Source organism: Brevundimonas sp. PWP3-1b1 (genome assembly GCF_049896065.1).
Lineage (GTDB): Bacteria > Pseudomonadota > Alphaproteobacteria > Caulobacterales > Caulobacteraceae > Brevundimonas > Brevundimonas intermedia_B.
This window is the reverse complement of the sequence record NZ_JAFCTO010000001.1, coordinates 609,433-632,052: the sequence shown is the minus strand read 5'-3', so window position 1 is coordinate 632,052 and position 22,620 is coordinate 609,433. Positions and strand designations below refer to the sequence as shown.

Below are 22,620 nucleotides of genomic sequence, written 5' to 3'. Positions count from 1 at the left end.
CCGCCTATCGCAAGACAAGCGGGGCCGTATCATTTCAGCGCACTGTGGCGGATCAGGCGCTCTTCTTGTCGTCGCCGTCCGTGTCCGAGACTTCCTCGAACTCGGCGTCCACCACGCCGTCGTCGGCCGGGGCGGCGTCACCTTCGCCCGCGCCCTGCTGCTGGGCGTACATGGCCTCGCCCAGCTTCATCGAGGCCTGGACCAGGGTGTTGGTCTTGGCGCGGATGTCTTCCGCGTCCGTGCCTTCACGGGCGGTCTTCAGCTCGGCCAGGCCGGTCTCGATGGCCGTCTTCTCGTCCGCGCCCACCTTGTCGCCGTGTTCGGCCAGGGCCTTCTCGGTCGAGTTGATCAGGCTGTCGGCGGCGTTCTGGGCCTCGACCAAGTCCTTGCGGATCTTGTCGGAGGCGGCGTTGGCCTCGGCTTCCTTGACCATCTTGTCGATGTCGGCGTCCGACAGGCCGCCGTTGGCCTGGATGCGGATCGACTGTTCCTTGTTGGTCGCCTTGTCCTTGGCCGAGACGTTGACGATGCCGTTGGCGTCGATGTCGAAGGCGACCTCGATCTGCGGCATGCCGCGCGGCGACGGCGGAATGCCCATCAGGTCGAACTGACCCAGCATCTTGTTGTCCGACGCCATCGGACGCTCGCCCTGGAAGACCCGGATCGTCACGGCCGACTGGTTGTCGTCGGCGGTCGAGAAGGTCTGGCTCTTCTTGGTCGGGATCGTGGTGTTGCGCTCGATCAGCGGGGTGAAGACGCCGCCCAGGGTCTCGATGCCCAGGGTCAGCGGGGTCACGTCCAGCAGCAGCACGTCCTTGACGTCGCCTTGCAGAACGCCGGCCTGAACGGCGGCGCCCAGGGCCACGACTTCGTCAGGGTTTACGCCCTTGTGCGGCTCCTTGCCGAAGAAGGCCTTCACGGCTTCCACGACCTTGGGCATGCGGGTCATGCCGCCGACCAGCACGACTTCATCGATGTCCGACGCCTTCAGGCCGGCGTCGGCCAGCGCCTTGCGGCACGGCTCGATCGTGCGCTGAACCAGGTCCTCGACCAGGGATTCCAGCTTGGCGCGCGTCAGCTTGATGTTCAGGTGCAGCGGACCGGACGCGTTCATGGTGATGAACGGCAGGTTGACCTCGTACTGGGTCGTGGTCGACAGCTCCTTCTTGGCCTTTTCGGCCTCTTCCTTCAGGCGCTGCAGGGCCAGCTTGTCCTGGCGCAGATCGACGCTCTGTTCCTTCTTGAACTCGTCGGCCAGGTAATCGACCAGGCGCAGGTCGAAGTCCTCGCCGCCCAGGAAGGTGTCGCCGTTGGTGGACTTCACCTCGAAGACACCGTCGCCGATTTCCAGGACGGAGACGTCGAAGGTGCCGCCGCCCAGGTCATAGACGGCGATCTTCTGACCGTCGTTCTTCTCCAGCCCATAGGCCAGGGCCGCTGCGGTCGGCTCGTTGATGATGCGCAGCACTTCCAGGCCGGCGATCTTGCCGGCGTCCTTGGTGGCTTGGCGCTGGCTGTCGTTGAAGTATGCGGGAACGGTGATGACGGCTTGGGTCACCTTGTCGCCCAGGAAGGCCTCGGCCGATTCCTTCATCTTCTGCAGGATGAAGGCCGAGATCTGCTGGGGGGAATAGTCCTTGCCGAAGGCGCGCACCCAGGCGTCGCCGTTCGGACCCTTGACGATCTCATAGGGCACCATGCCCTTGTCCTTGGCGACCACGGGATCATCGAAGCTGCGGCCGATCAGGCGCTTGATCGCGAAGAAGGTGTTGGACGGGTTGGTGACGGCCTGGCGCTTGGCGGGCTGGCCCACCAGCACTTCTGCGCCGTCCTGAATCGCCACGACCGACGGGGTCGTGCGGGTGCCCTCGGCGTTCTCGATGACCTTGGGGGTCTTGCCGTCCATGGCCGCCACGCAGGAGTTGGTGGTGCCGAGGTCGATGCCGATAATCTTGGCCATGTGCTCTTCAGTCTCTCTCGTTCAGCGGGCGATGCGGCGGCCTTCGAGGAAGCGCCGCGCGTGACCGCCCCCGGTTGGGTTGGCGTGGATCAGGCTGGATAGCCCCAAGGTTATCGGGGTTTCTCCGAAGCTGGCCCCGATATGGGAAAGTCCCCTAGGCCTGCAAGGGCGTTCTTCGATTCCGGGGTGCGCCAAGGACGGATTTCGCCCAGGATCGCGTAATGTCCGCGATTTCAGAGATCAGAACCGCCGTCGAGGGCTTTCGGCTGTGGCCGGCGGCGCTCGATGCGGCGGCGCAGGCCGATTTGGTCGCCGAGGTGTTCGCGCGACTGGATCAGGCCCCGCTCTATCGACCGACCACGCCGGGCGGCCGGCCCTTCTCGGTGCGGATGAGCAACTTCGGGCCGTCGGGCTGGGTCTCGGATCGGGGCGGCTATCGCTATCAGGCGACGCATCCCGAAACAGGGAAGCCCTGGCCCTCGATCCCCCAGGTTCTGCTGGACCTGTGGGACGCCACGGTCGGTTGGCCGGCGCCGCCGGACGCCTGTCTGGTCAACCTGTATCGCGAGGGGGCGAAGATGGGTCTGCACCAAGACAAGGACGAGGCCGACCTGGGCGCGCCGGTGCTTTCGGTCTCGCTAGGCGATACGGCCATGTTCCGGATCGGCGCGGCCGAGGGCGGGCGCACTACGACCTTGAAGCTGGAAAGCGGCGACGTCTGCGCCCTGACGAGATCGGCGCGACTGGCCCGGCACGGGATCGACCGCGTGCTGGAGGGCTCGTCTCGCCTGATCCCCGGCGGCGGCCGGCTGAACCTGACGCTGCGCCGCGCTGGCCTCAATCCAGGTTGATCTTTTCGCCGCCCGCGCCGCCCAACCGCCAATAGCCGGCCGCCTTGATCGCCTTGGGTGAAAAGCCCATCGCCAGGACCTGGGCGCGCAGGGCCTTGGCCACCTGCGCCTCGGCGGCGATCCAGACATAGGCGTCGGACGGATCGACCTCGCGCAGGGCCTTATCCACCGCCGTCCGCAGGGTTTCCTCGCGCCCGCGCGGGGCGCCGTCGCGCGTCGCCCAGCTCATCGCGACCTCGGCCCTGCTTTCCAGCGCCAGACGCGACGCCGCGTCGGCGATCTCGACCACCGCATGGGCGCGGATCCCGGCCGGCAGTTCCTCCAGGCGGCGGGCGATGGCCGGCAGCGCGGTCTCGTCGCCGATCAGCACATGATCGGCGAAGGCGGTCGGCACGATGAAGGAGCCGCGCGGCCCGCCGATCCCCAGCAAGGAACCGACCTTGGCCGCCATCGCCCATTCGGTCGCCGGCCCGCCGTGGCCGGTCACGAAGTCCAGCGTCAGCCGGTTCGTCGTCGCATCATGGGCGCGGGGCGTATAGTCGCGGGCGACCGGGCGCGGCTCGGGGAAGACCGGCCCGTCCGGCCCCATGGTCGGCAGGATCGGCGCCTTGCCGTCGGCGGCGGGAAAGACCTTCACATGGTCGTCGAACCCCGGCGAGACGAAGCCGGCCAGATCCGCCCCCTCCAGCACGATGCGGCGAAGACCGGGCGTCAGGTCCTGGACCGAGGCGACGCTCAGGGTGCGGAACTTCAGTTCGTGCCGCACCCGCCGGGAAATGCGAAGCCCGTCGCTCATGCCCTCTCCACCTTGTCGGCGGCCTCGGCCAAGATGGCGGCGATGGCCTGGACCTGGGCCTCGGGCAAGGCGGTCTCGCCCGTCAGGCGCGCATGGATGGCGTGGCGCAGGCGGCCGATGGCGTCCTGGATGGCGGTCGGGCGCAGGGCGCGGGCGGCGAACTTGTCCATCGTCGCCTCGGCGGCGCGCAGGACCTCGGCGTTCTCGACCAGCAGCGCCCGACCCTCGTCGGTGATGGCATACAGTTTCTTGCCGCCTTCGGACTGGGAACTCAGGGCGCCCATTTCTTCCAGCAGGGTCAGGCTGGGGTAGATCACGCCGGGGCTGGGCGAATAGGCGCCGCCCAGTCGGGTCTCGACGGCCTTGATCAACTCATAACCGTGGCTGGGTTTTTCGGCGATCAGCGACAACAGCACCCAACGCAGCGTGCCGTGGTCGAACAAACGCCCGCCGCCGCGTCGTCCGTGCTTGTGGCCGTGACCGCGTCCCTCGCCGGCTTCCCAGCCAGGTCCGAAGTCCGCGCCGCGTCCGCCGCGCATCGCCCGCCCGAAGGCGAACCCGCCGTGACGACCGTGTTTTTCGCCGCATCCGTCGCGGCGTCCTTGAAAGATCCCGTTGGACCTCATGATCGATTCCTTTTCGATATATCTATTCACAAGCGATTAGATATATCTGAATAACGAAATCCGCAAGAGGGGCTGGCGTTCGGGCGCAAGCTGCGGCGTATGTCGAACATGGACGACCTGAAGCGCCGCTGGGCCCGCCTCGAACCCCACATGACCGTCGTGGGCCCTGACGACGACCGGCCCCGGCCGGCGGTGCTGCTGTTCCACGGCTGCGGCGGACTGCGTGACCACCTGCCCCGCTACGCTGCGGCGGCCAAGGCGGCGGGTTGGCGCGCCTTCATCGTCGATTCCTACGGGCCGCGCGGGTGGGGCCGCGCCTTCACCCTGACGGCGGTCTGCACAGGCCTGTCCTTCCGGGGCTATGAGCGGGTGGGCGACCTTCTGGCGGCGATCCAGGGCGTTTCGGCGCGACCGGACGTGGACTCGACCCAACTGGCGCTGGCGGGCTGGAGCCATGGCGGCTGGTCGATCATGGAGATGATGAGCGGCGCGCCGACGCCAAATACGTTCGGCGTGACCAATCCCGGCGACGCCGACCTGTCCGGGATCAAGGCCGTTTGGCTAGCCTATCCCTATATCGGCCCGTTCGCCTTCAACCGTATGAAGCCCTGGCGGCACTGCCCCAAGGTGCTGGCCGTGACCTGCAAGCGCGATCACCTGACGACGCAGCGCAACGCCGAACAGGTCAACGCCATGATCCGCAACTGCGGCGCCGAGGTCGAGAGCTGGATCGCCGTCGGCACCCACGCCTTCGACGAACCGACCAACAACGGCCCGATGCGCCACGACCCGGACCTGACCGAAGAGGCCCTGCGCCGCTTCCGCGCCTTCCTGACCGACGTCGCCCCTCACGTCTGAAAAGAATCTGGAAGGCCCGTCTTGACGCGCGGCTCATCACGTAACAATTGAAGTTACATGAAAAGAGATTCCCGCCTCTCCAACATCCTGCACGCCCTGCTCCACATGGCCGAGCACGAGACGCGGACCGGGGCGCCGATGACCTCGGACCAGCTTGCCGTCTGCCTGTCGACCAATCCGGTCGTCGTGCGCCGGACCATGGCCGGCCTGCGCGAACAGGGGCTGGTGGCCTCGGAAAAGGGTCATGGCGGCGGATGGCGGCTGGCCCGGCCGCTGGATCAGGTGACCCTGGGCCAGGTCAACATGGCCTTGGGCGAGCCCGGCCTGTTTCCCGAAACTCCGCCGGTCGAGGCCGACGGCTGCCTGGTCGAGGCGGCGGTCAACGACGCCCTGGCCGAGACCTACGCCGCCGCCCGCGCCCTGCTGATTGCGCGATTGAACGACATCACCCTGGCCGATCTGGCGGCGGATTTCTCGCGCCGGATGGCCGAACACCCAAAGAGAGATCTGTTCCATGCCCACCCCCACGAAGGCTGAGACCATGCCGCACGACGCCCTGATCATCGGCGGTTCCTATGCCGGCCTGTCCGCCGCCCAGCAGCTGGTCCGCGCCCGTCGCCGTGTGCTGGTCATCGACGACGGAAGGCCGCGCAACCGCTTCGCCGCTCGCGCCCATGGCGTCCTAGCCAACGACGGCCGACCGGGTGCGGAGATCACGGCGACGGCGCGGTCCCAGGTCGCGGCCTATCCCACCGCCGCCTTCCGCATGGCCGAGGCGATCTCGGTCGAGCGGATCGACGGCGGATTCTCGGTCGCCTTCGCCGACGGCACGCGGACCCGGGGTCACCGGCTTCTGTTGTCGCATGGGGTCGAGGACGTGCTGCCCGATATTCCGGGCGTGAAGGAACGCTGGGGTCGCACCGCCCTGCACTGCCCCTGGTGCCACGGCTACGAGATCGGCGGCGGCCCCATCGGGGTGCTCGGCCGTGGCGATCACGCGGTCCAATACGCCGCGACCGTCGCGGAATGGGGCCAGGTGACCCTGTTCATGGGTCTGGACATCGGCCTGTCGCCGGAGCACGCCCATCTGCTGTACCGGCGCGGCGTGACTATCGAGACCACCCCCATCGCCCGGCTGGAGGGCGAGGCCCCGACACTGACCGGCGCGCGGCTGACCGACGGGCGGTTCGTGGAGCTGAAGGCTATCTTCGTCGGGGCCAGCGTCCGCGTGGCTAGCCCGTTCGCCGAACATCTGGGCTGCGAGATGAGCGACACGCCGATGGGCCGGGTGATCAAGGTGGACGCCATGCAGGCGACGACCCAGCCGGGGGTCTTCGCCGCCGGCGACCTGGCGCGGGCCGCGTCCAACATCACCCTGGCGACCTCCGACGGCATGATCGCCGCCCACGGCCTGTTCCGCTCCTTGGTCGAGGAGGAGACGGCCCCCGCCTAGCCTCGGCCGCCTGACCTAGCCGATGGTCGCCTCAATGGTGATTTCCGCGCGGACCGAATGGGCCATTTCGCAGTGGTCGTGGGCCTGGTGGTGCAAGGCGTCGATCTCGGCCTGGTCCGGTTCGCGACCGGTGAAGCTGGTGCAGGGGCGCAGGGTGACCTGGGCGAGATAGCTCTTGCCGTTCTCGTCCTTGCCCATCTTGCCGGACGCCTCGTCCACATAGCTGTCGACCACCAGGCCGGCGTTGGCGGCGAAGGCCAGGAACCACAGCATGTGACAGCTGGACAGGGAGGCGATCATCGCCTCCTCAGGATCGACCGCCGAGGCGTCGGACATTGGCAAGGGCACGCTGGACGGCGCCGACGACCCCGGCACGACGGCGCCGCCGTCGAAGGTCCAGTCGTGGGCGCGGCTGTAGCGCTTGTCCAGAAAGGGCTGGTCGCCCCGGCTCCACGCGATCCTGGCTTCGTACACGCCCATGTCGATCTCTTCTCAGTCAGCCAAGATCGTATAGGTCATCGGCGCCCGGATTTCGAAGCCCAGCGAGCGATAGAAGGCGATGGTCGCGTCGTGATCGGCAAAGGCGTGCAGGAAGGCCGCTTCGCCTGACGCGTGGATTTCTCCGACCACCAACCGCGACAGGGCCGCCGCGTATCCTTTCCCACGATGATCCGGGTGGGTGCAGATGCCGCTCACTTCCGTGAACCCGTCCACCCGCAGCCGCCGCCCCGCCATGGCGACCAGCGCGCCGTCCTGTTTGATCCCGATGAAGGGACCGAGTTCGCGCGTTCTCGACCGAAACGGACCGGGCTGGGTCAGGGCCGCCAGCGCCAGCATGGCCGGCGCATCGGCCTCGGTCAGGGTCTCGAAGACGGGGGCGGGCGCACGGGCGGCGCTCAGGGCCGTCGAAGTCATCTGCACCAGACCGATACGGCGATCGACCGCGATCCCTTCGGGCAGCACATCGCGCATCGGCCCGTCTGAATGCTCGATCAGGCTGGCGCCCGGATGACGGCGCGCCAGTTCGGCCAGCCCGGCGCGGCTTTCAGGCGATGCATCGGCGGCGGCCAGGAAGACCCCGACCTCAGGATCGATGCGGACGGCGCGGGCGTCGGAATCCGCCGTCGCGAACGACGACAGTCGCGTGCTCAGCGCGTTCCAGACGGCGCGATCGAGGGGATGGCTCATGGCCGAAGATTTACGCCCGCCAGAAGCCGACGATCTTCTTGACCTCGTCCACCACCGGATCGGCGACGGCGGCGGCGCGCTCGGCGCCGTCCTTCAGCACGCGGTCGATCTCGGCCGGGTCGTCCATCAGGCGGCGCATCTCGGCCGTGACCGGAGCCAGCGAAGAGACCGCCAGGTCCGCCAGGGCCGGCTTGAAGGCGCCGAAGCCCTGGCCGCCGAACTGTTCGATCACCTGTTCGCGGGTCAGGCCGGCCAGAGCGGCGTAGATGGCCACCAGATTCTTGGCCTCAGGCCGGTCGTTCAGACCGTCCAGGGTTTCCGGCAGGGGCTCGGGATCGGTCTTGGCGCGCTTGATCTTGGACGCGATGGCGTCCGCGTCGTCGGTCAGGTTGATGCGGCTGTTGTCGGACGGATCCGACTTGGACATCTTGGCCGCCCCGTCGCGCAGGGACATGACGCGCGTCGCCGGCCCCTGGATGATCGGTTCGGGCACGGGGAAATAGCCGGGCGCGCCGAAGTCGTTGTTGAACTTGGCGGCGATGTCGCGGGTCAGTTCCAGATGCTGTTTCTGGTCCTCGCCGACCGGCACCTCGGTGGCCTTGTACAGCAGGATGTCGGCGGCCTGGAGCACGGGATAGGTGTAGAGGCCGACCGAGGCCCGCTCCTTGTGCTTGCCCGACTTCTCCTTGAACTGGGTCATCCGGTCCAGCCAGCCCAGGCGAGCGACGCAGTTGAAGATCCAGGCCAGTTCGGCGTGGGCGCGTACGGCCGATTGCGGGAAAATGATCGATTTCGCCGGATCCAGGCCCGAGGCCAGATAGGCGGCGGCGATCTCGCGCGTCTGGGCGGCCAGCTTGGCCGGATCCTGCCACACGGTGATGGCGTGCATGTCGGCGACGAAGACGAAGACGGGCGCGCCCTGGTCCTGCAGTTCGACGAACCGCTTCAGGGCGCCGAGATAGTTGCCCAGGTGCAGGGCGCCGGAGGCCTGGATGCCGGACAGGATGCGGCGCGGGCCGTCGTATGTCGCAACGGCTGGGGTCTGGTCGGTCATGGGGTCGGGTCTCGGAAGGTCGAAAGGCAGGCGTGGTGAAGGCGGCGGCGGTTCAGCCGCGCCATCGCCGGTCGGAAATCAGGCCCGAGGTCGTCATGGCCTCGCGCTTATCGGTTCCCCGTCTGTCAGTCCAGACCGGAGACCGCGCCGCCGCCCGGCTCGCGCCGCAGCGTCGCCTTCAGCTCAGACAGGGTCACGGCGCGGAAGGCGAAGAGGCAGACGCCATAGACGGCGGCGCCCAGGCCGCAGACGACGAGGACGGCGATCTCCTTGGCCAGCAAGATCTGGCTCAGAAGTCCGTAGTTGATGCTGGCCAGCAGCAGCAGACCGGCCATGACCGCGCTGGCGGCCAGGACGCGGGCGATGCGCGAGACGAAGGCGGGCGACGGTCGCCAGGCGTTTTCGTGGATCAGGACGCCGGCCAGCAGGCCGACATTGACCCAGGCCGAGACGCTGGTGGCGATGGCCAGACCCAGCACCCCATCCCAGCCCTGGGCGCGGAACCAGAAGAATAGGCCGGACCCCAGGACGACGGTGATGACCACGGCTGTGACCGCGAAATACATCGGCCGGCGCGTGTCCTCCCGCGCGAAGAAGGGCGGGGTCAGGACCTTGGCCAGGACGAAGGCCGGCACGCCCCAGGCGAACTGGCGCAGCACGTTGGCGGTGCGGGCGGCGTCGGCGCTGGTGAAGGCGCCGCGCGTCACCGTGGCGTCGATGATGAAGAAGGGAATGACGAACAGGGCCACGGCGGCGGGCAGGGTGAAGGCCATGGCCAGGTTGATGCCGTCGTCCAGCGTCTTCTGCCCGCCCTCATGGTCGCCGGAAACGAAGGCCCGCGTCAGCCGCGGCACCAGGGCCAGGCCGATGGCGACCCCGACCAGACCCAGCGGCAGTTGGTAGAGGCGGTCGGCGTTGTAGAGGACGGAGCGGGCGCCGGCGTCCGATCCGGCCAGAACCTGGGACACGACCGAGTTCACCTGCATGGCCCCGCCGGCCATGGCGCCGGGGACAGCCAGGGCCAGGGCGCGTTTCACGTTCGGGGTCAGGCGCGGCAGGCCCAGCTTCAGCCTCACGCCCAGACGCCGCACGCCCCACCACAGGAGGCCGGCCTGGATCACGCCCGAGACGGTGACCGCCGCGCTGGTGGCCAGCAACACCATGGCGGGCGAGACCGGCAACAAGAAGCCGCCCAACAGCGGCGCCAGGGTGCAAAGATTCAAAAAGACCGGCACCGCCGCTGACAGGGCGAACCGACCACCGGTGTTCAACACCCCTGACAACAGGGAGGCGATGGTCATGCAGGCCAGGTAGGGCATGGCCAATTGCGTGGCGATCACCCCGACGCGCATCACCTCGGCGTCGTCCTTCCAGGCCGACAGCAGCAAAGGCACGATCCACGGCATGGCGACCTGCAACAGGATGCAGAAGGCCGCGACCACCGCGAACATGAAGGACATGGCCTCCGAGGCCGTGACGGCTGCGGCCTCGTCGCCCTCGCGCGTCTTGACCCCGCCATAGACCGGCACGAAGGCCTGGGCGAAGGCGCCCTCGGCGAACAGGCGACGGAACATGTTGGGCAGCATCAGGGCCGTGGACCAGACGTCCATCAGCGCCCCCTGGCCGAAGTTCGCCGACAGGGCCAGATCGCGGCCGAAGCCCAGCAGGCGGCTGCCCAGCGTCAGGGTCGACTGCACCAGGGTATTGCGGGCGAGGCTCATGCGGACATTCGACAGGGCGCGGAAAGAAGGGTTTCGCTTAGCGCGCTTGCTCGCCGGGCGATACGGGCTTCGCGCGCGGGCTGCGGCGGCCCAGGTCCGAGACGTCGCGGGCGCTGGCTCGGGCCGAGGCCACCTTGCGGCCTGCGGGGGCCGGGGCGCGGCTGTCCAGCACGGCCTCCAGGGCCGTGCGCAGTTCGGCGATCCGCTGTTCGGACGTCACCTTGCGGCCTTTTCCATCGACCACATAGAAGCTGTCCACCGCTCGCTCGCCATAGCTGGCGACATGGGCCGAGCGGATGTTCAGGCCTTCGTCGTTGAACACCCTAGACAGGGCCGCCAGCAGGCCGGGCCGGTCCGCGCAGGACACCTCGACCACGGTGGCCAGTTCGCTGGCGTGGTGATCGACCATGACCACGGGGCGGACCTCGAAGGCGGCCTTTCGGGCGTTGCCGGTCGGGTCGGGCGCCTTGCCGATGCGGCCGTCGCCGCGCGCGGCTTTTTCCAGCGCCTCGACCAGGGCCTTGAGCCGACGCGGCTCGGCCTGGCCATAGGGCAGACCCGCCCCGTCCTGAACGCGGAAGACGTCCAGCACCAGACCCTCTGACGTGGTCGCCACGCGGGCGTCGGTCACGTCGGCGCCCAGGGCCGCCATGGTCTGCGCCAGGTCCGCGAACAGGCCCGGCCGGTCGGCGGCGGCGATGGAGATCTCGGTGGTCTGGACCGCCAGCCCCGTGACGGGGGCGGTCGGCGCGGCCTCGGCGGCGGCGCCCGTCTGACGCGCACGCTCGACCAGGGCCGGATGCTCCGCCAGCGGGTCTTCGCGCGCCACGTCCTCGCCCCGGAAAAGGCCGGCGACCTGGTTGTAGAGGGTGCGCATCAACTGACCCTTCCAGCCATTCCACACCCCCGGCCCCACCGCCCGGATGTCGGCGACGGTCAGGACCAGCAGCATCCGCAACCGTTCGGGATCGCCCACCAGCTCGGCGAAGGCGCGGATGGTGGCGGGATCGGACAGGTCGCGCTTCTGGGCATAGTCGCTGAGCGCCAGATGGCTGCGCACCAGCCAGACGACCAGTTCGATACGGCGCGGATCGACGCCCAGCCGCTCGCAGGCCCGGCGTGCGGCGATGGCGCCGTCCTCCAGCTGTCCCCGCTCCCCGCCCTTGCCCACGTCGTGCAAGAGCATGCCCAGCATCAAGGCTTCCATGTCCGAGATCAGCTGGACGATCTCGGTGGCCAGCGGGTGGTCGTCCTTCAGCTTGCCGCGCGCGATGTCGTTGATGATGCCGATCGCCTGGAGCGTGTGCTCGTCCACCGTATAGGCGTGGTACATGTTGAACTGGGTCTGGCCCACGATCCGGCCCCATTCGGGCAGGAAGCGACCCAGCAGGCCCGTCTCGTTCATGATGGTCAGGACGCGATAGGGCCGCTGGCCATGCGCCAGAATGTCCAGAAAGGCCCGCGTCGCCGCCGGATCGCGCCGCAGCCGGGGCGTCACCAACGACAGCGACCGGGTCACGGCCGAAAAGGCGTCCGGGTGCAGGTCCAGGTCGTGACGATCCGCACAGACGAACAGGGTCAGCAGCTTGACCGGATCGGCGGCGAACACCTCCGGCCCTTCGACTGACAGCCGGCCCTGATCGACCCAGAACCCCTCGACCTCCATCTTGCGGCGGGCGGGCCGGAACGGGGTCATCAGCCGCGACAGGCCTTGCGCCGTCTTCTGATGTCGCGCCTCCAGCTTGGCCGACATGGCGCGGGTCAGGGCGCCGACGTCGCGCGCGACCAGGAAATAGCGGCGCATGAACCGTTCGACCGCCGGTTCGTCGCCCCTCCCCTGCCAGCCCATGCGGCGGGCCACCTCGGGCTGCATGTCGAAGGTCAGCTTCTCCTCGGCCCGACCCGCGATCAGGTGCAGATGAATCCGTACCCGCCACAGGAAGTCGAAAGCGTCGTCGGAGGCGCGACGCTCGCGCGAGGTGAACATCTCGTCCATCACCGTCGCGCCCAGCCGGCTGTCGGGCGCCAGGGACCGCGCGATCCAGTAGAGGGTGTTCAGGTCGCGAAGCCCGCCCTTGCCGTCCTTGACGTTGGGTTCGACCTTGTAGCGGGTCACGCCCGCCTTCTGGTGCCGGATGGCCCGCTCTTCCAGCTTGGCGGCGATGAAGGGTCGCGGGTCGGACTTGGAGACCATGTCGCGGAACCGGCCGATCATCAGGTCCGACAGCCGCTCGTCGCCCGCCAGATGCCGCGCCTCCAGCAGTGTGGTCCGCACCGTCATGTCGGTGCGCGACAGGGTCAGGCATTCCTCGACCGAGCGCACCGCCGGTCCGACCTTGATGCCCAGGTCCCACAGCACATAGAGGACGAACTGGATGACGCTCTCCCCGCGCGGCGTGGCCTTGGCCGGGCGCAGGAACAGCAGGTCCAGATCGGAAAAGGGCGCCAGGACGCCCCGCCCGTAACCCCCGACCGCCACCAGGGACAGCCGTTCGCTCTCGACGGCGGAGACGGGGAACAGGACCTGGGTGGCGACCCGCCACAGGCTCGCCAGCATGTCGTCGGCGGCTGTGGCGTAGAGGCGGGCGACATCGCGCCCCTTCATGCCTCCATCCAGCTTGCGCTCGGCGCGGGCGCGGGCGGCGTCATAGGTCTCGCGCAAAACGACAGAGACCGCCGCGCGCGGATCTCCCGCGCGGGCGGCCTCGTCAAGGCGGTCATCCAGACTGGGCGAAATGGTCATGTCGGCCACCTATAGGCCGCATCCCCCTTCGCGTCAGTGAGGGATTACTCGGGGCGAACGCGCTTCTTGCGGAACGACGGGTTCAGCGTCTGCTTGCGCAGGCGGATCGACTTCGGCGTCACCTCGACCAGCTCGTCGTCGTCGATATAGGCGATGGCCTGTTCCAGCGACATCTGGCGCGGCGGGGTCAGGCGCACGGCCTCGTCCTTGCCGGAGGCGCGGACGTTGGTCAGTTGCTTGCCCTTGATCGGGTTGACGTCCAGGTCGTCCCAGCGCGCGTTCTCGCCGATGATCATGCCCTGGTAGGTCTTCTCGCCGGCGCCGACGAACATGACGCCGCGATCTTCCAGGTTCCACAGGGCGAAGGCCGCCGTGTCGCCGTCCGAGTTCGAGATCAGCACGCCCTTCAGACGGCCGGCGATCGCGCCCTTGTATTCTTCGTAGTGGCTGAAGACCCGGTTCAGCACGCCCGAACCGCGCGTGTCGGTCAGGAACTCGCCCTGATAGCCGATCAGCGAGCGCGACGGGCATTTCAGGCTGATGCGGGTCTTGCCGGCGCCCGACGGGCCCATGTCGGTCATCTCGGCCTTACGGGCCGACAGCTTCTCGATGACGATGCCCGAGAACTCGTCGTCCACGTCGATCATGACGTCTTCGATGGGCTCCATCTTCTCGCCGTTGGGGCCTTCCTGGAAGACCACGCGCGGACGCGAGATCGAGACCTCGAAGCCTTCGCGGCGCATGTTTTCGATCAGAACGCCCAGCTGCAGTTCGCCACGGCCGGCCACCTCATAGGCGTCGCCGCCTTCGGTCGTGGTGACGCGGATGGCGACGTTGGCTTCGGCTTCCTTCAGCAGGCGGTCGCGGATGACGCGCGACTGGACCTTGTCGCCTTCGCGGCCGGCCAGCGGGCTGTCGTTGACCGAGACGGTCATGGAGATGGTCGGCGGATCGATCGGCTGGGCCGGCAGGGCGTCGGTGACTTCCATGGCGCACAGGGTGTCGGCCACGGTCGCCTTGGACATGCCGGCGATGGCGACGATGTCGCCCGCTTCCGAACCCTCGTCCAGGGCCTGACGCTTCAGGCCGCGGAAGGCCAGGACCTTGGTGATGCGGCCGCGTTCGATTTCCTTGCCTTCACGGTCCAGGGCGTGGATCGCCATGCCGGGAACGGCCTTGCCGCTCTCGATCCGGCCGGTCAGGATCCGGCCCAGGAACGGGTCGGCCTCGATCAGCACGTTCAGCATCTGGAACGGCTTGTCCTTGTTTTCCTGAACCTTGGGCGGCGGGACGTGGTCGACGATCAGGTCGAACAGCGGGGCCAGGTTGTCGTTGGGCTGGTTCAGATCCATCGTCGCCCAGCCGTTGCGGCCCGAGGCGTAGATGTGGGGAAAGTCCAGCTGCTCGTCCGTCGCGCCGATGGCGGCGAACAGGTCGAAGGTCTCGTTGTGGACGCGGTCGGGATCGGCATGGGCGCGATCGACCTTGTTGATGCACAGGATCGGGCGCAGGCCCATCTTGAGGGCCTTGGTCAGGACGAACTTGGTCTGGGGCATGACGCCCTCTTCGGCGTCCACCAGGATGACGCAACCATCCACCATGCCCAGGATCCGCTCGACTTCGCCGCCGAAGTCGGCGTGGCCGGGGGTGTCGATGATGTTGATGCGGGTTTCACCGGCCTTGCCGTTCCAGAGCACCGAGGTGCACTTGGCCAGAATGGTGATGCCACGCTCTTTTTCCTGGTCGTTGGAGTCCATGGCGCGCTCGGTCGTCGCCTCATTGGCTCGGAAGACGCCGGACTGGGCGAGCAGCTGATCCACCAGGGTGGTCTTGCCATGGTCGACGTGGGCGATGATGGCGACGTTGCGCAGGTTCATTTGATAATCGCGTAAAGGCGCGGCCGGCATACGGGCGGCCGCTGGTCATGAAAAGGCATGCGGGAGGCGCGCGCCTCTTACAGGCATGTGGACAGAAACACCAGAGCGGGCGTTTCGAACACCGTTCGCGCCTTACCGATATTTCATCCGCACGGCCGCATCCGCCGCCGGTTCTCGCCGCCTCCTTGCGCCAGGGCCGCGACGGGCGGTGCGATCTCGGAGATGACGGCGATGGCGATCATGACGGGCCTGATACTGGCCGGGCTGCTGACAACGGGCGCGCCCGACATGCATGTCGCGAGCCGGGGCCTCAATCTCTCCAGGCCGGGCGACGCGGCGATCCTGGCCGACCGCATCCGCACGGCGAGCCGTGACTGGTGCGCGGATCATCGCGCGATCTTGACGCCCGATCAGGTCGGCGACCCCCGTTTCTGCGAGACGGAAATGCGCCGTCGCGCCTCTGCGACCTTGCCGATGCGCCAGCGCGTGATGTTCGTGTGCGCCGGCGGACAGCGCGCCCTGAACCGTCCCTAGAGCGCGCGCACCATATAGCGGGCGTCGGCGCCGTAGCTCTCCAGCTTGGCCGACATGCCGGGCGCCGCGCGCGCCTCGAACCCATGCCGCGACCAGAAGCCGGCGGCGTCGTTGACCGCGACCAGGGCGATGGCGGGCCAGCCGTCCTCGGCCGCCTGTTCGGCCAGCCGCTCGACGACGGCGCCGGTCGCACCGGACCCCCTCGCATCGGGATGCAGGGCCAGGTCGTGCAGATAGATCAGGTCCGGATCGGCCGGCAGCCCTTCGATCACCGTGTTCAGCGGGGGCGCGCTTTCGGCCCGCCACGGATAGGCGATCAGATAGCCCTGTGCGGGGGCGTCGCCGTCCGCCAGTACGAAACAGCCGCGTGGATACAGCGCCAGCCGGTTCTGGAAACAGGCGCGATCCTCGAAATGATCCGGGAAGGACAGGCGGGCGACCTCGACCACCGCATCGATGTCGTCGGGCCGCATGGGCCGCCAGTCTAGCCCGGCTGTGGGCTGGGGCAGCGCGCGTTCAGTTCCGCCTTCTGGAAGCGCCATCGGATGATCCTTTCCTGACCGTCCATCACGCCTTCGATCCGGGCGTTCAGGACATCGCCCTCGCGTTCATAGACGACGCGCTTGGGAAAGTCGTCGTCGGCCGCCTGTTCGAAAACGACGCGGTTCGGACCGGCGTCGATCACTGGAAACACGGTGACGGCCTGGCCTTCCGGGTGGGCGAAATAGGCCAGTGGGGTATCTGGGGGCGCGGCCGGGGTCGGGTCGATGGGCCCGATGCGGGACAGTTCCCACCCTGCCCGGCCGTCGCGCACGGTCAGCGAGGTTCCCAACATCAGGCCCAGACGGGGATCGGTCCAGGTCTCCCCGACCTCGCGCCCGCCCTCGCAGGACAGCCAGTAGCCGGACATCCAGCCCAGGTCGGGTCGCAGTTCCGCGTGAAGCGCAGCGGCGAATAGCAGCGGGGTCAGCATGGTCGTCTTCCCTCTCCGGTCTATGCGCTCAGACTAGGCGGGCTGAGGTTCCGACGGCTTGTAGGTTTGCGACGCGATGGCGCGGGCCAGTTCATGCTGCTCGCGCGCCCATTCAGTGGCGGTGCAACCCAGGAAGCGGCGGAAGTCGCGCGCCATCTGCGGCTGATCGAAATAGCCGGCCTCCAGCCCGGCCGCGAGCCAGCTTTCGGCCCTGTCCGGGTCGGCGGCATGATCGAACACCCGGCGAAAGCGAAAGATCGAACGCAGCAGGCGCGGCGATACCCCGACCCGGTCCGCGAACCGGCGCTGAAGGGCGCGTTGCTCGGACGGCGATCGGGCCGGCGCCGGGCGTTCGGCCATGGCGTATTCGATCTCGGCTCGGATCGCCGGATCGATCGTCCAGTCCGCGCCTCGCCTCTGCGCCTCCAACCAGACGGCGATGGCCGCGACCTGACCTGCCTGATCCCCGGTCGGAGCCACGAACCCGGCCAGGCGCTCGACCATGTCCAGCCGCCGGTCGGTCGCCTCGCTCAGCGGCCGCCCCAGAAAGCCGCGCGCGCCATCGGGCTCGAACCGAACGGCGACCAGTTCGGTCGGGCCGGTCGGCCGCATGACCAGGGGCCGGGTCATCTGCCCCGCGAACAGGGCCGAGGGCTGTAGGCGGAACAGGCCGTCGTGATCCTGTTCGGCATAGGGGGCGCCCAGGTCGAAGATCAGTTCGGGACAGCCGTCGGGCGCGATGCGCTGGATGGTCGGCGTCGGGTCGGGCGCGGCATAGGTCCAAATGACGCGGACGAAGGGCCGCAAGGCCGGCGGCGGCGCGAACTCCTGATACCGTTCCTCTCCCGAGGCCACCTCAGTTGACCTTGGACGGGTCCGGCGGGGCTTCGGGCAGGGCCGAGACCGGCACGCCGTCGTCCTTCAGCTTTTTCACCTCGGCGGGCGTGGCCTCGCCATAGATCTCGCGCTTCTCGGACCTGCCCTCGTGGATGTCGCGGGCCTCGCGGGCGAACGTGTCGCCGACATAGTCGAAGTTGGCCTCGACATGGGCGCGCACCTCGCGGGCGGCGGCCATCATCATGGCCTGCATCTTACCTGCGACATCCGACGCCGGATCGGACTTGCGCGCGCCGCTGACGGCCGGAGCCATGATCGCCTTCTGAACCGAATGTGAGCCGCAGAACGGGCACTCCACCAGGCCGCGCCCCGCCTGGTCGTCGAAGTCGGACGAAGAGCCGAACCAGGCCTCGAACTCGTGGGCCTGGTCGCATTTCAGGGCGTATCGGATCATGGGACAATCAAATGGCGGGCAGGAAATCGCGATCGTGGGTCAGGGCGGGCACCGCCGCACGCGCGCGGGCCACCGCCTCCATGTCCAGCTTCCCCGTCACGATGCAAGGCTCGTCGTGATCCGCCTTGGCGATGATCTCGCCCCAGGGTCCGACGACGGTGGACCGGCCCCAGGTGCGGCGACCGTCCTCGTGCAGCCCGCCTTGCGCCGGGGCCAGGACGAAGGCGCCCGTCTCGATGGCGCGAGCGCGCAGCAGGGTCTCCCAATGCGCTTCGCCCGTCGGGGCGGTAAAGGCGGCGGGCACAGCGATCATCGACGCCCCCGCCTTGGCCAGCTGGCGATGCAGATGCGGAAAGCGGATGTCGTAGCAGATGGTCAGCCCCATCCGGCCCCAGGGCGTATCCGCGATCGCCGCTCCGTCGCCCGGCCGCACCGTGGCGCTCTCGCGATAGGTCTCGCCGTTCGGCAGGTTCACGTCGAAGACATGCAGCTTGTCGTAACGGGAGACGATACCGCCTGCCGCGTCGATCAGCAGCGACCGATTGGCGGCGCGACCGTCTCCGGCATGGCCGGATCTCACGATGGCCGAGCCGATCAGCAGCCAGACGTCCAGTTCCGCCGCCAGACGACGCAAGCCCAGCACGGCGACATCGGCGTCCTCGGTCGTTATCGCGGCATCTCGGCGGTCGCGACGCTGCTCCAGGACATTGGTTCCCTCTGGCGTCAGGACGAATTTCGCCCCGCCCGCCGCCGCCTCACGGATCAGGGGCTCGACATGGGCAAGGGCCGCCTCGGCCGTCGCCGGCGTGCGGGTCTGGATCAGGGCGATGTCGAGCCCGCCGCTCATGGGATCAGGCCGCCAGCAGCGGGTCGAGCTTGCCGTCGCGATCCAGGGCGTGGACATCGTCGGAACCGCCGACGTGCTGGCCGCCGATGAAGACCTGCGGGAAGGTCATGCGGCCGCCGGACTTCTCGACCATCTCGGCCTTCTTGGCGGGATCGTTCGAGGCGACGATCTCGGTGTAGTCCACGCCCTTCTTCTTCAGCAGCGCCATGGCGCTGTAGCAATAGGGGCAGCCGGGCTTGGTGTAGATGACGACGTCGGCCAAATCAGGTCTCCAGAACAGTATGTCCCTCAAGCAGCGAGCCGCCGCGCGGGGGGTGATAGGGGTTACATAGTCAGTTCACGGGCGTTTCGCACCCGCGCGATGACGGCCATGTCCACGCCGCGCGCTCCGGCGTCGAGCAGGGCGCGCGCGCAGGCCTCTCCGGTCGCGCCCGTGGTCAACACGTCGTCGATCAGAAGGATGCGCCGTCCCCTGATCCGACGCCGCCCGGCCTCCGTCACGTCGAGGGCCTTCCTGACGTTCAGACGCCGCCCTCGTTGGCTCTTGCCGCCCTGGCTAGTGGTGTGGGTCGTGCGGACCAGGGCGTCGGGCAGATAGTCGAGGCCTGCGTCGCGGGCTAGCGGTCGGGCGATCTCGGCGGCCTGATTGAAGCGGCGCGACAGCAGGCGAAAGGGGTGCAGCGGGACGGGCACGACGGCATCCGCCTCTTCGACCAGATCGGCGGCGGATCGGCCGATCCAGCGGGCGAACAGGGGCGCGAACTGCTGCTGGTCCCCGTGCTTGAACCGCAGGATCAGCCCTCGCGACGCCTCATCATACAGACAGGCCGCCCGCGCTCGCTGAAAGACATAGGGCTGGGCGATGCAGGCGGTGCAGCGGTCCTCGGCGAAGGCGCCGCCGTCATACTCGAACGCCGCCCCGCAGCCGTCGCAGACCGGCGCCTCCAGAAACCGGATGCGGCTCCAGGCGTCGGGCGTCAGGCCTGCGGCGGCCGTCGCTTCGCGGCTGTCGTGCGCCATCGGCGGCAGGATCAGGTCCGCCAACCCGCGTCCCGCCCCACGCAACTGTCGCCCCGCCCCTTCCCAGGCGCGTCGCCAGCCCCCATCCTGTTCGTCCATGACCGCCCCCCAATCCCCTTCCGAAGGCCCTCCGCGCATTTTCGACGCCGCACGGCGTCAGGCGCGCCTGGCGCGGTCCGCCGCCCGTTTCGACCAGGCCGACTTCCTGCACGTCCGCGCCGCCGCCAACGCCGCCGAGAGCCTGGAAGCCATATTGCGCGATTTTCCCGTTGCGGTCGATCTGTCCGCCCATCCAGGGGTGTTTGAGCGTGCGGTCAGGTCCAGCGACGCCGCCGGCCGCGTCGGCCCCATACTGACGCCCGCCTCAATGGCCCAGCGCGCGGCGCCGGGGGCCGGGCCCCTGCCGCTGACGGATGGATCGACCGATCTGATCGTCTCGCTGCTGACCCTGCACTGGGCCAACGACCTGCCCGGCGCCCTGGCCCAGATCCGGCGCGCCCTGAAGCCCGACGGCCTGTTCATCGGCACCCTGTTCGGCGCGGGCACGCTGAAGGAACTACGGGCGATTCTGACCGAGGTCGAGCTGGAGGAACGTGGCGGCGCCCAGGCGCGCGTCTCGCCCTTCGCCGACGGCTATGACGGCGCGGCCTTGTTGCAGCGGGCGGGTTTGGCCCTGCCCGTCTCTGACGTGGACCGGTTCACCGTCCGCTATGCCGACCTGTTCGCCCTGATCCGCGACCTGCGCGCCATGGGCGAGACCAATGTGCTGCACGGTTCGGTCCGGCCGCTCAGCCGCCGCATCGTCGCCCGCGCCGCCGCCCTCTACGCCGAACGCCACGCCCAGCCGGACGGTCGTATCCCTGCGACGTTCGAGATCATTCACCTGGCCGGCTGGAAACCGCACGAGAGCCAGCAGAAGCCCCTGCCGCGCGGATCGGCCAAGACGCGGCTGGCCGATGTGCTGGGCGTCAAGGAAATGACCGGCGAAGAGCCGGATTAGTTGCCGACAGCCGCCTTTATGGCCGCGGTCAGAGCAGGTCGCGCAACCAGGCGACCAGAGGTTCGTCCGCCGGGGGCATGGGATAGTCCGAAAGCTTGATCGGTTTCACCCAGGCCAGGCCGTTGTGCTCACGCGCCGTGACCACGCCGTCCCACCGTCGGCACAGATACAATGGCATCAACAGGTGAAACGAATCGTAAGCGTGGCTGGCGAAAACGAACGGCGACAGACAGTTTTCGCTGACGTCGATGCCCAGCTCTTCCTTCAACTCGCGGATCAGGGCCGCTTCGGGCCGCTCTCCCGGCTCGACCTTTCCGCCCGGAAATTCCCACAGCCCGGCCAGTTTCTTACCTTCGGGACGCTTGGCGATCAGCACCCGCCCGTCCACGTCGATCAGGGCGACGGCGACGACTAGGACGGTGGGAAGCGGAGCGTCAGTCACGAACGATAATCGCCGTTGATCTCGATGTAGCCCTTGGTCAGGTCGCAGGTCCAGACGGTCGCCGAGGCCCGGCCGGCGCCGACGTCGACCGTGATGTCGATCTCGGGGTTCTTCATATAGGCGCTCATCTTCGCCTCGTCGTAGGTGGCGGACGGGGCGCCGTCGACGGCCGCGACGTTCGGACCGAACCTGATGCCCAGGCGGTCGCGATCCACCGGCTCCTCGGTCTTGCCGACCGCCATGACGACGCGGCCCCAGTTGGCGTCCTCACCGGCAATGGCGGTCTTGACCAGGGGGCTGTCGGCGATGGATTTGGCGAGCTTGCGGGCCGAGGCGGGCGAAGCCGCGCCGTCCACCGTCACCTTGACGAACTTGGTCGCCCCCTCGCCGTCGCGCACCAGCTGGTGCGCCAGATCCAGCATCACCTTGTCGAGGGCGGCCGAGAAGCTTTTCAGGCGCCGATCCCCGACCCTGCCTATGCGCGGCGCGCCAGAGGTCCCGGTGGCGAACAGAAGGGCCGTGTCATTGGTCGAGGTGTCGCCGTCCACCGTCACGCTGTTGAAGGTGGTGCGCACATGCAGACCCAGCAGCGCCTGGAGCACATTGGGATGGATGTCGGCGTCGGTGACGATGAAGGCCAGCATGGTCGCCATGTCCGGCGCGATCATGCCCGACCCCTTGGCGATCCCGGCGATACGGACCTTGTAGCCCTCGATCTCGGCCTCGGCGTAGGACCCCTTGGGGAAGGTGTCGGTGGTCATGATGCCGCGACCGGCCCTGGCCCAGGCGTCGGCGTCCAGCCCGTTTTCGATCTCGGGCAGTTTGGCGACGATCTTCTTTTCGTCCAGCACCACGCCGATCACCCCGGTCGAGGCCAGCATGACGTCGCGCTGGCGACAGCCGAACCGTTTGGCGACCTCCGAAGCGGTCCGGCGGGCCGCGTCGGCGCCGGCCTTGCCGGTGAAGGCGTTGGCGCAGCCGGCGTTTACCACCAGGGCGCGCACGTCCTTGCCGCCGTCGGGTCCGGTCAGGTGTTTCTTGCACCAATCGACCGGCGCCGAGCCGATCTTGTGGCGGGTGAAGACCCCGGCGCAGCTTGTGCCGCGCGCGAAGCGAAACACCACCAGGTCGTCGCGCTCGTGCTTGTAGAAGCCGGCCCGCGCTGTGGCGATCTCGACCCCGCCGATGGGCGGAATGGTCGGGAAGGGCACGGCCAGGGGCGAGATTTTCAGCCCCGGCTTGCCGGCGACGGGCGCGGGCGTCGGGGCCGCCGGGTCCGATCCCGGCGTGCGCGTCGCGCGCTTCAGGGCCGTGGCGAACGGGTCCAGCGCCTTTTCGAACGCATGCTCGATCTTCTGGCCGGTCGTGGAGGGGGGCTTGGTCATG

At 68.4% G+C, this 22,620-nt stretch carries 24 protein-coding genes; 6 read left to right on the top strand and 18 right to left on the bottom strand.

Annotated features, from left to right (window positions below):
- Nucleotides 1-52: 52 nt before the first annotated feature.
- Nucleotides 53-1,960: a molecular chaperone DnaK gene (gene dnaK / locus ACP69V_RS03000; protein ID WP_426022578.1), complete on the bottom strand. Its 1,908-nt coding sequence runs from the start codon at nt 1,958-1,960 to the stop codon at nt 53-55.
- Between the two features lie 221 nt (nt 1,961-2,181).
- On the opposite strand from dnaK, the gene ACP69V_RS02995 reads away from it, so the two are divergent.
- Nucleotides 2,182-2,811: an alpha-ketoglutarate-dependent dioxygenase AlkB gene (locus ACP69V_RS02995; protein WP_426022577.1), complete on the top strand. Its 630-nt coding sequence runs from the start codon at nt 2,182-2,184 to the stop codon at nt 2,809-2,811.
- Here ACP69V_RS02995 and ACP69V_RS02990 read toward each other — a convergent pair.
- A complete protein-coding gene (locus ACP69V_RS02990) occupies nt 2,798-3,607 on the bottom strand; it encodes a siderophore-interacting protein (RefSeq protein WP_426022576.1) in 810 nt (269 codons plus the stop codon). The two genes, ACP69V_RS02995 and ACP69V_RS02990, sit on opposite strands and share 14 nt — an antisense overlap.
- Nucleotides 3,604-4,233, bottom strand: a complete 630-nt coding sequence (locus tag ACP69V_RS02985) for a PadR family transcriptional regulator (protein ID WP_426022575.1) — start codon at nt 4,231-4,233, stop codon at nt 3,604-3,606. Before ACP69V_RS02985 ends, ACP69V_RS02990 begins: the two co-directional genes overlap by 4 nt.
- A gap of 99 nt (nt 4,234-4,332) precedes the next feature.
- Between ACP69V_RS02985 and ACP69V_RS02980 the strand changes: the two genes are divergently transcribed.
- From ACP69V_RS02980 to ACP69V_RS02970, 3 genes are read left to right on the top strand one after another with little or no spacing between them, the layout of a single operon-like run.
- A complete protein-coding gene (locus tag ACP69V_RS02980) occupies nt 4,333-5,091 on the top strand; it encodes a dienelactone hydrolase family protein (protein WP_426022574.1) in 759 nt (252 codons plus the stop codon).
- 57 nt (nt 5,092-5,148) lie between these two features.
- A complete protein-coding gene (locus ACP69V_RS02975; RefSeq protein WP_426022573.1) occupies nt 5,149-5,628 on the top strand; it encodes an Rrf2 family transcriptional regulator in 480 nt (159 codons plus the stop codon).
- Nucleotides 5,606-6,544, top strand: a complete 939-nt coding sequence (locus tag ACP69V_RS02970; protein ID WP_426022572.1) for an NAD(P)/FAD-dependent oxidoreductase — start codon at nt 5,606-5,608, stop codon at nt 6,542-6,544. The genes ACP69V_RS02975 and ACP69V_RS02970 overlap by 23 nt, the downstream gene beginning before the upstream one ends.
- Before the next feature lie 15 nt (nt 6,545-6,559).
- Here the strand turns inward: ACP69V_RS02970 and ACP69V_RS02965 are convergent, their stop codons facing one another.
- From ACP69V_RS02965 to typA, 6 genes are all read right to left on the bottom strand, one after another.
- Nucleotides 6,560-7,024, bottom strand: a complete 465-nt coding sequence (locus ACP69V_RS02965) for an OsmC family protein (RefSeq protein WP_426022571.1) — start codon at nt 7,022-7,024, stop codon at nt 6,560-6,562.
- A gap of 12 nt (nt 7,025-7,036) precedes the next feature.
- A complete protein-coding gene (locus ACP69V_RS02960) occupies nt 7,037-7,732 on the bottom strand; it encodes a GNAT family N-acetyltransferase (RefSeq protein WP_426022570.1) in 696 nt (231 codons plus the stop codon).
- 10 nt (nt 7,733-7,742) lie between these two features.
- Nucleotides 7,743-8,786 (bottom strand): tryptophan--tRNA ligase, encoded by a 1,044-nt coding sequence (gene trpS / locus ACP69V_RS02955; protein ID WP_426022569.1) that lies wholly within the window; start codon nt 8,784-8,786, stop codon nt 7,743-7,745.
- A 125-nt stretch (nt 8,787-8,911) separates the two neighbouring features.
- Nucleotides 8,912-10,507 carry a murein biosynthesis integral membrane protein MurJ gene (gene murJ, locus ACP69V_RS02950; protein ID WP_426022568.1) on the bottom strand — a complete coding sequence of 532 codons (1,596 nt, stop codon included), beginning with the start codon at nt 10,505-10,507 and terminating at the stop codon, nt 8,912-8,914.
- A 37-nt stretch (nt 10,508-10,544) separates the two neighbouring features.
- Nucleotides 10,545-13,250 (bottom strand): [protein-PII] uridylyltransferase, encoded by a 2,706-nt coding sequence (gene glnD, locus ACP69V_RS02945; RefSeq protein ID WP_426022567.1) that lies wholly within the window; start codon nt 13,248-13,250, stop codon nt 10,545-10,547.
- Nucleotides 13,251-13,294: 44 nt separating this feature from the next.
- Nucleotides 13,295-15,127: a translational GTPase TypA gene (gene typA, locus ACP69V_RS02940; protein WP_426022566.1), complete on the bottom strand. Its 1,833-nt coding sequence runs from the start codon at nt 15,125-15,127 to the stop codon at nt 13,295-13,297.
- Between the two features lie 231 nt (nt 15,128-15,358).
- Here typA and ACP69V_RS02935 point away from each other — a divergent pair, with 231 nt between their 5' ends.
- Nucleotides 15,359-15,661: a UrcA family protein gene (locus ACP69V_RS02935; protein WP_426022565.1), complete on the top strand. Its 303-nt coding sequence runs from the start codon at nt 15,359-15,361 to the stop codon at nt 15,659-15,661.
- On the opposite strand, the gene ACP69V_RS02930 is transcribed toward ACP69V_RS02935, so the two are convergent.
- From ACP69V_RS02930 to ACP69V_RS02900, 7 genes are all read right to left on the bottom strand, one after another.
- On the bottom strand, nt 15,658-16,203 hold the full coding sequence (locus tag ACP69V_RS02930; protein ID WP_426022564.1) for a GNAT family N-acetyltransferase: 546 nt from the start codon (nt 16,201-16,203) through the stop codon (nt 15,658-15,660). The genes ACP69V_RS02935 and ACP69V_RS02930 overlap by 4 nt on opposite strands.
- Nucleotides 16,146-16,634 (bottom strand): DUF6265 family protein, encoded by a 489-nt coding sequence (locus ACP69V_RS02925; protein ID WP_426022562.1) that lies wholly within the window; start codon nt 16,632-16,634, stop codon nt 16,146-16,148. The genes ACP69V_RS02930 and ACP69V_RS02925 overlap by 58 nt, the downstream gene beginning before the upstream one ends.
- Nucleotides 16,635-16,667: 33 nt before the next feature.
- Complete coding sequence (locus ACP69V_RS02920; RefSeq protein WP_426022561.1) at nt 16,668-17,489, bottom strand: AraC family transcriptional regulator; 822 nt, start codon at nt 17,487-17,489, stop codon at nt 16,668-16,670.
- Between the two features lies 1 nt (nt 17,490).
- Nucleotides 17,491-17,925, bottom strand: a complete 435-nt coding sequence (locus ACP69V_RS02915; RefSeq protein WP_426022560.1) for a DUF1178 family protein — start codon at nt 17,923-17,925, stop codon at nt 17,491-17,493.
- Nucleotides 17,926-17,932: 7 nt separating this feature from the next.
- The gene (locus tag ACP69V_RS02910; RefSeq protein ID WP_426022559.1) at nt 17,933-18,772 is read right to left on the bottom strand and encodes a carbon-nitrogen hydrolase family protein; all 840 of its coding nucleotides are present in this window, start codon (nt 18,770-18,772) and stop codon (nt 17,933-17,935) included.
- A gap of 4 nt (nt 18,773-18,776) precedes the next feature.
- Nucleotides 18,777-19,034 carry a glutaredoxin 3 gene (gene grxC, locus ACP69V_RS02905; RefSeq protein ID WP_426022558.1) on the bottom strand — a complete coding sequence of 86 codons (258 nt, stop codon included), beginning with the start codon at nt 19,032-19,034 and terminating at the stop codon, nt 18,777-18,779.
- Between the two features lie 62 nt (nt 19,035-19,096).
- Nucleotides 19,097-19,891, bottom strand: a complete 795-nt coding sequence (locus ACP69V_RS02900) for a ComF family protein (RefSeq protein WP_426022557.1) — start codon at nt 19,889-19,891, stop codon at nt 19,097-19,099.
- On the opposite strand from ACP69V_RS02900, the gene ACP69V_RS02895 reads away from it, so the two are divergent.
- Nucleotides 19,890-20,792 carry a methyltransferase domain-containing protein gene (locus tag ACP69V_RS02895; protein ID WP_426022556.1) on the top strand — a complete coding sequence of 301 codons (903 nt, stop codon included), beginning with the start codon at nt 19,890-19,892 and terminating at the stop codon, nt 20,790-20,792. The two genes, ACP69V_RS02900 and ACP69V_RS02895, sit on opposite strands and share 2 nt — an antisense overlap.
- Nucleotides 20,793-20,820: 28 nt before the next feature.
- Here ACP69V_RS02895 and ACP69V_RS02890 read toward each other — a convergent pair whose 3' ends face one another.
- Nucleotides 20,821-21,234 (bottom strand): (deoxy)nucleoside triphosphate pyrophosphohydrolase, encoded by a 414-nt coding sequence (locus tag ACP69V_RS02890; protein ID WP_426022555.1) that lies wholly within the window; start codon nt 21,232-21,234, stop codon nt 20,821-20,823.
- A complete protein-coding gene (gene argJ, locus ACP69V_RS02885) occupies nt 21,231-22,619 on the bottom strand; it encodes a bifunctional glutamate N-acetyltransferase/amino-acid acetyltransferase ArgJ (RefSeq protein ID WP_426022554.1) in 1,389 nt (462 codons plus the stop codon). The genes ACP69V_RS02890 and argJ overlap by 4 nt, the downstream gene beginning before the upstream one ends.
- Between the last annotated feature and the right edge of the window lies 1 nt (nt 22,620).

Bases quoted from the DNA above. Each gene is read 5' to 3' on its own strand.
- ACP69V_RS02965 (WP_426022571.1), bottom strand. From the start codon at position 7,024: ATGGGCGTGTACGAAGCCAGGATCGCGTGGAGCCGGGGCGACCAGCCC.
- ACP69V_RS02895 (WP_426022556.1), top strand. From the start codon at position 19,890: ATGACCGCCCCCCAATCCCCTTCCGAAGGCCCTCCGCGCATTTTCGAC.
- argJ (WP_426022554.1), bottom strand. From the start codon at position 22,619: ATGACCAAGCCCCCCTCCACGACCGGCCAGAAGATCGAGCATGCGTTC.
- ACP69V_RS02935 (WP_426022565.1), top strand. From the start codon at position 15,359: ATGGCGATCATGACGGGCCTGATACTGGCCGGGCTGCTGACAACGGGC.
- ACP69V_RS02975 (WP_426022573.1), top strand. From the start codon at position 5,149: ATGAAAAGAGATTCCCGCCTCTCCAACATCCTGCACGCCCTGCTCCAC.
- dnaK (WP_426022578.1), bottom strand. From the start codon at position 1,960: ATGGCCAAGATTATCGGCATCGACCTCGGCACCACCAACTCCTGCGTG.
- typA (WP_426022566.1), bottom strand. From the start codon at position 15,127: ATGAACCTGCGCAACGTCGCCATCATCGCCCACGTCGACCATGGCAAG.
- ACP69V_RS02980 (WP_426022574.1), top strand. From the start codon at position 4,333: ATGTCGAACATGGACGACCTGAAGCGCCGCTGGGCCCGCCTCGAACCC.
- ACP69V_RS02915 (WP_426022560.1), bottom strand. From the start codon at position 17,925: ATGATCCGATACGCCCTGAAATGCGACCAGGCCCACGAGTTCGAGGCC.
- ACP69V_RS02995 (WP_426022577.1), top strand. From the start codon at position 2,182: ATGTCCGCGATTTCAGAGATCAGAACCGCCGTCGAGGGCTTTCGGCTG.
- ACP69V_RS02960 (WP_426022570.1), bottom strand. From the start codon at position 7,732: ATGAGCCATCCCCTCGATCGCGCCGTCTGGAACGCGCTGAGCACGCGA.
- trpS (WP_426022569.1), bottom strand. From the start codon at position 8,786: ATGACCGACCAGACCCCAGCCGTTGCGACATACGACGGCCCGCGCCGC.
- ACP69V_RS02910 (WP_426022559.1), bottom strand. From the start codon at position 18,772: ATGAGCGGCGGGCTCGACATCGCCCTGATCCAGACCCGCACGCCGGCG.
- ACP69V_RS02985 (WP_426022575.1), bottom strand. From the start codon at position 4,233: ATGAGGTCCAACGGGATCTTTCAAGGACGCCGCGACGGATGCGGCGAA.
- ACP69V_RS02900 (WP_426022557.1), bottom strand. From the start codon at position 19,891: ATGGACGAACAGGATGGGGGCTGGCGACGCGCCTGGGAAGGGGCGGGG.
- ACP69V_RS02970 (WP_426022572.1), top strand. From the start codon at position 5,606: ATGCCCACCCCCACGAAGGCTGAGACCATGCCGCACGACGCCCTGATC.
- murJ (WP_426022568.1), bottom strand. From the start codon at position 10,507: ATGAGCCTCGCCCGCAATACCCTGGTGCAGTCGACCCTGACGCTGGGC.
- ACP69V_RS02925 (WP_426022562.1), bottom strand. From the start codon at position 16,634: ATGCTGACCCCGCTGCTATTCGCCGCTGCGCTTCACGCGGAACTGCGA.
- glnD (WP_426022567.1), bottom strand. From the start codon at position 13,250: ATGACCATTTCGCCCAGTCTGGATGACCGCCTTGACGAGGCCGCCCGC.
- ACP69V_RS02930 (WP_426022564.1), bottom strand. From the start codon at position 16,203: ATGGCGCTTCCAGAAGGCGGAACTGAACGCGCGCTGCCCCAGCCCACA.
- ACP69V_RS02990 (WP_426022576.1), bottom strand. From the start codon at position 3,607: ATGAGCGACGGGCTTCGCATTTCCCGGCGGGTGCGGCACGAACTGAAG.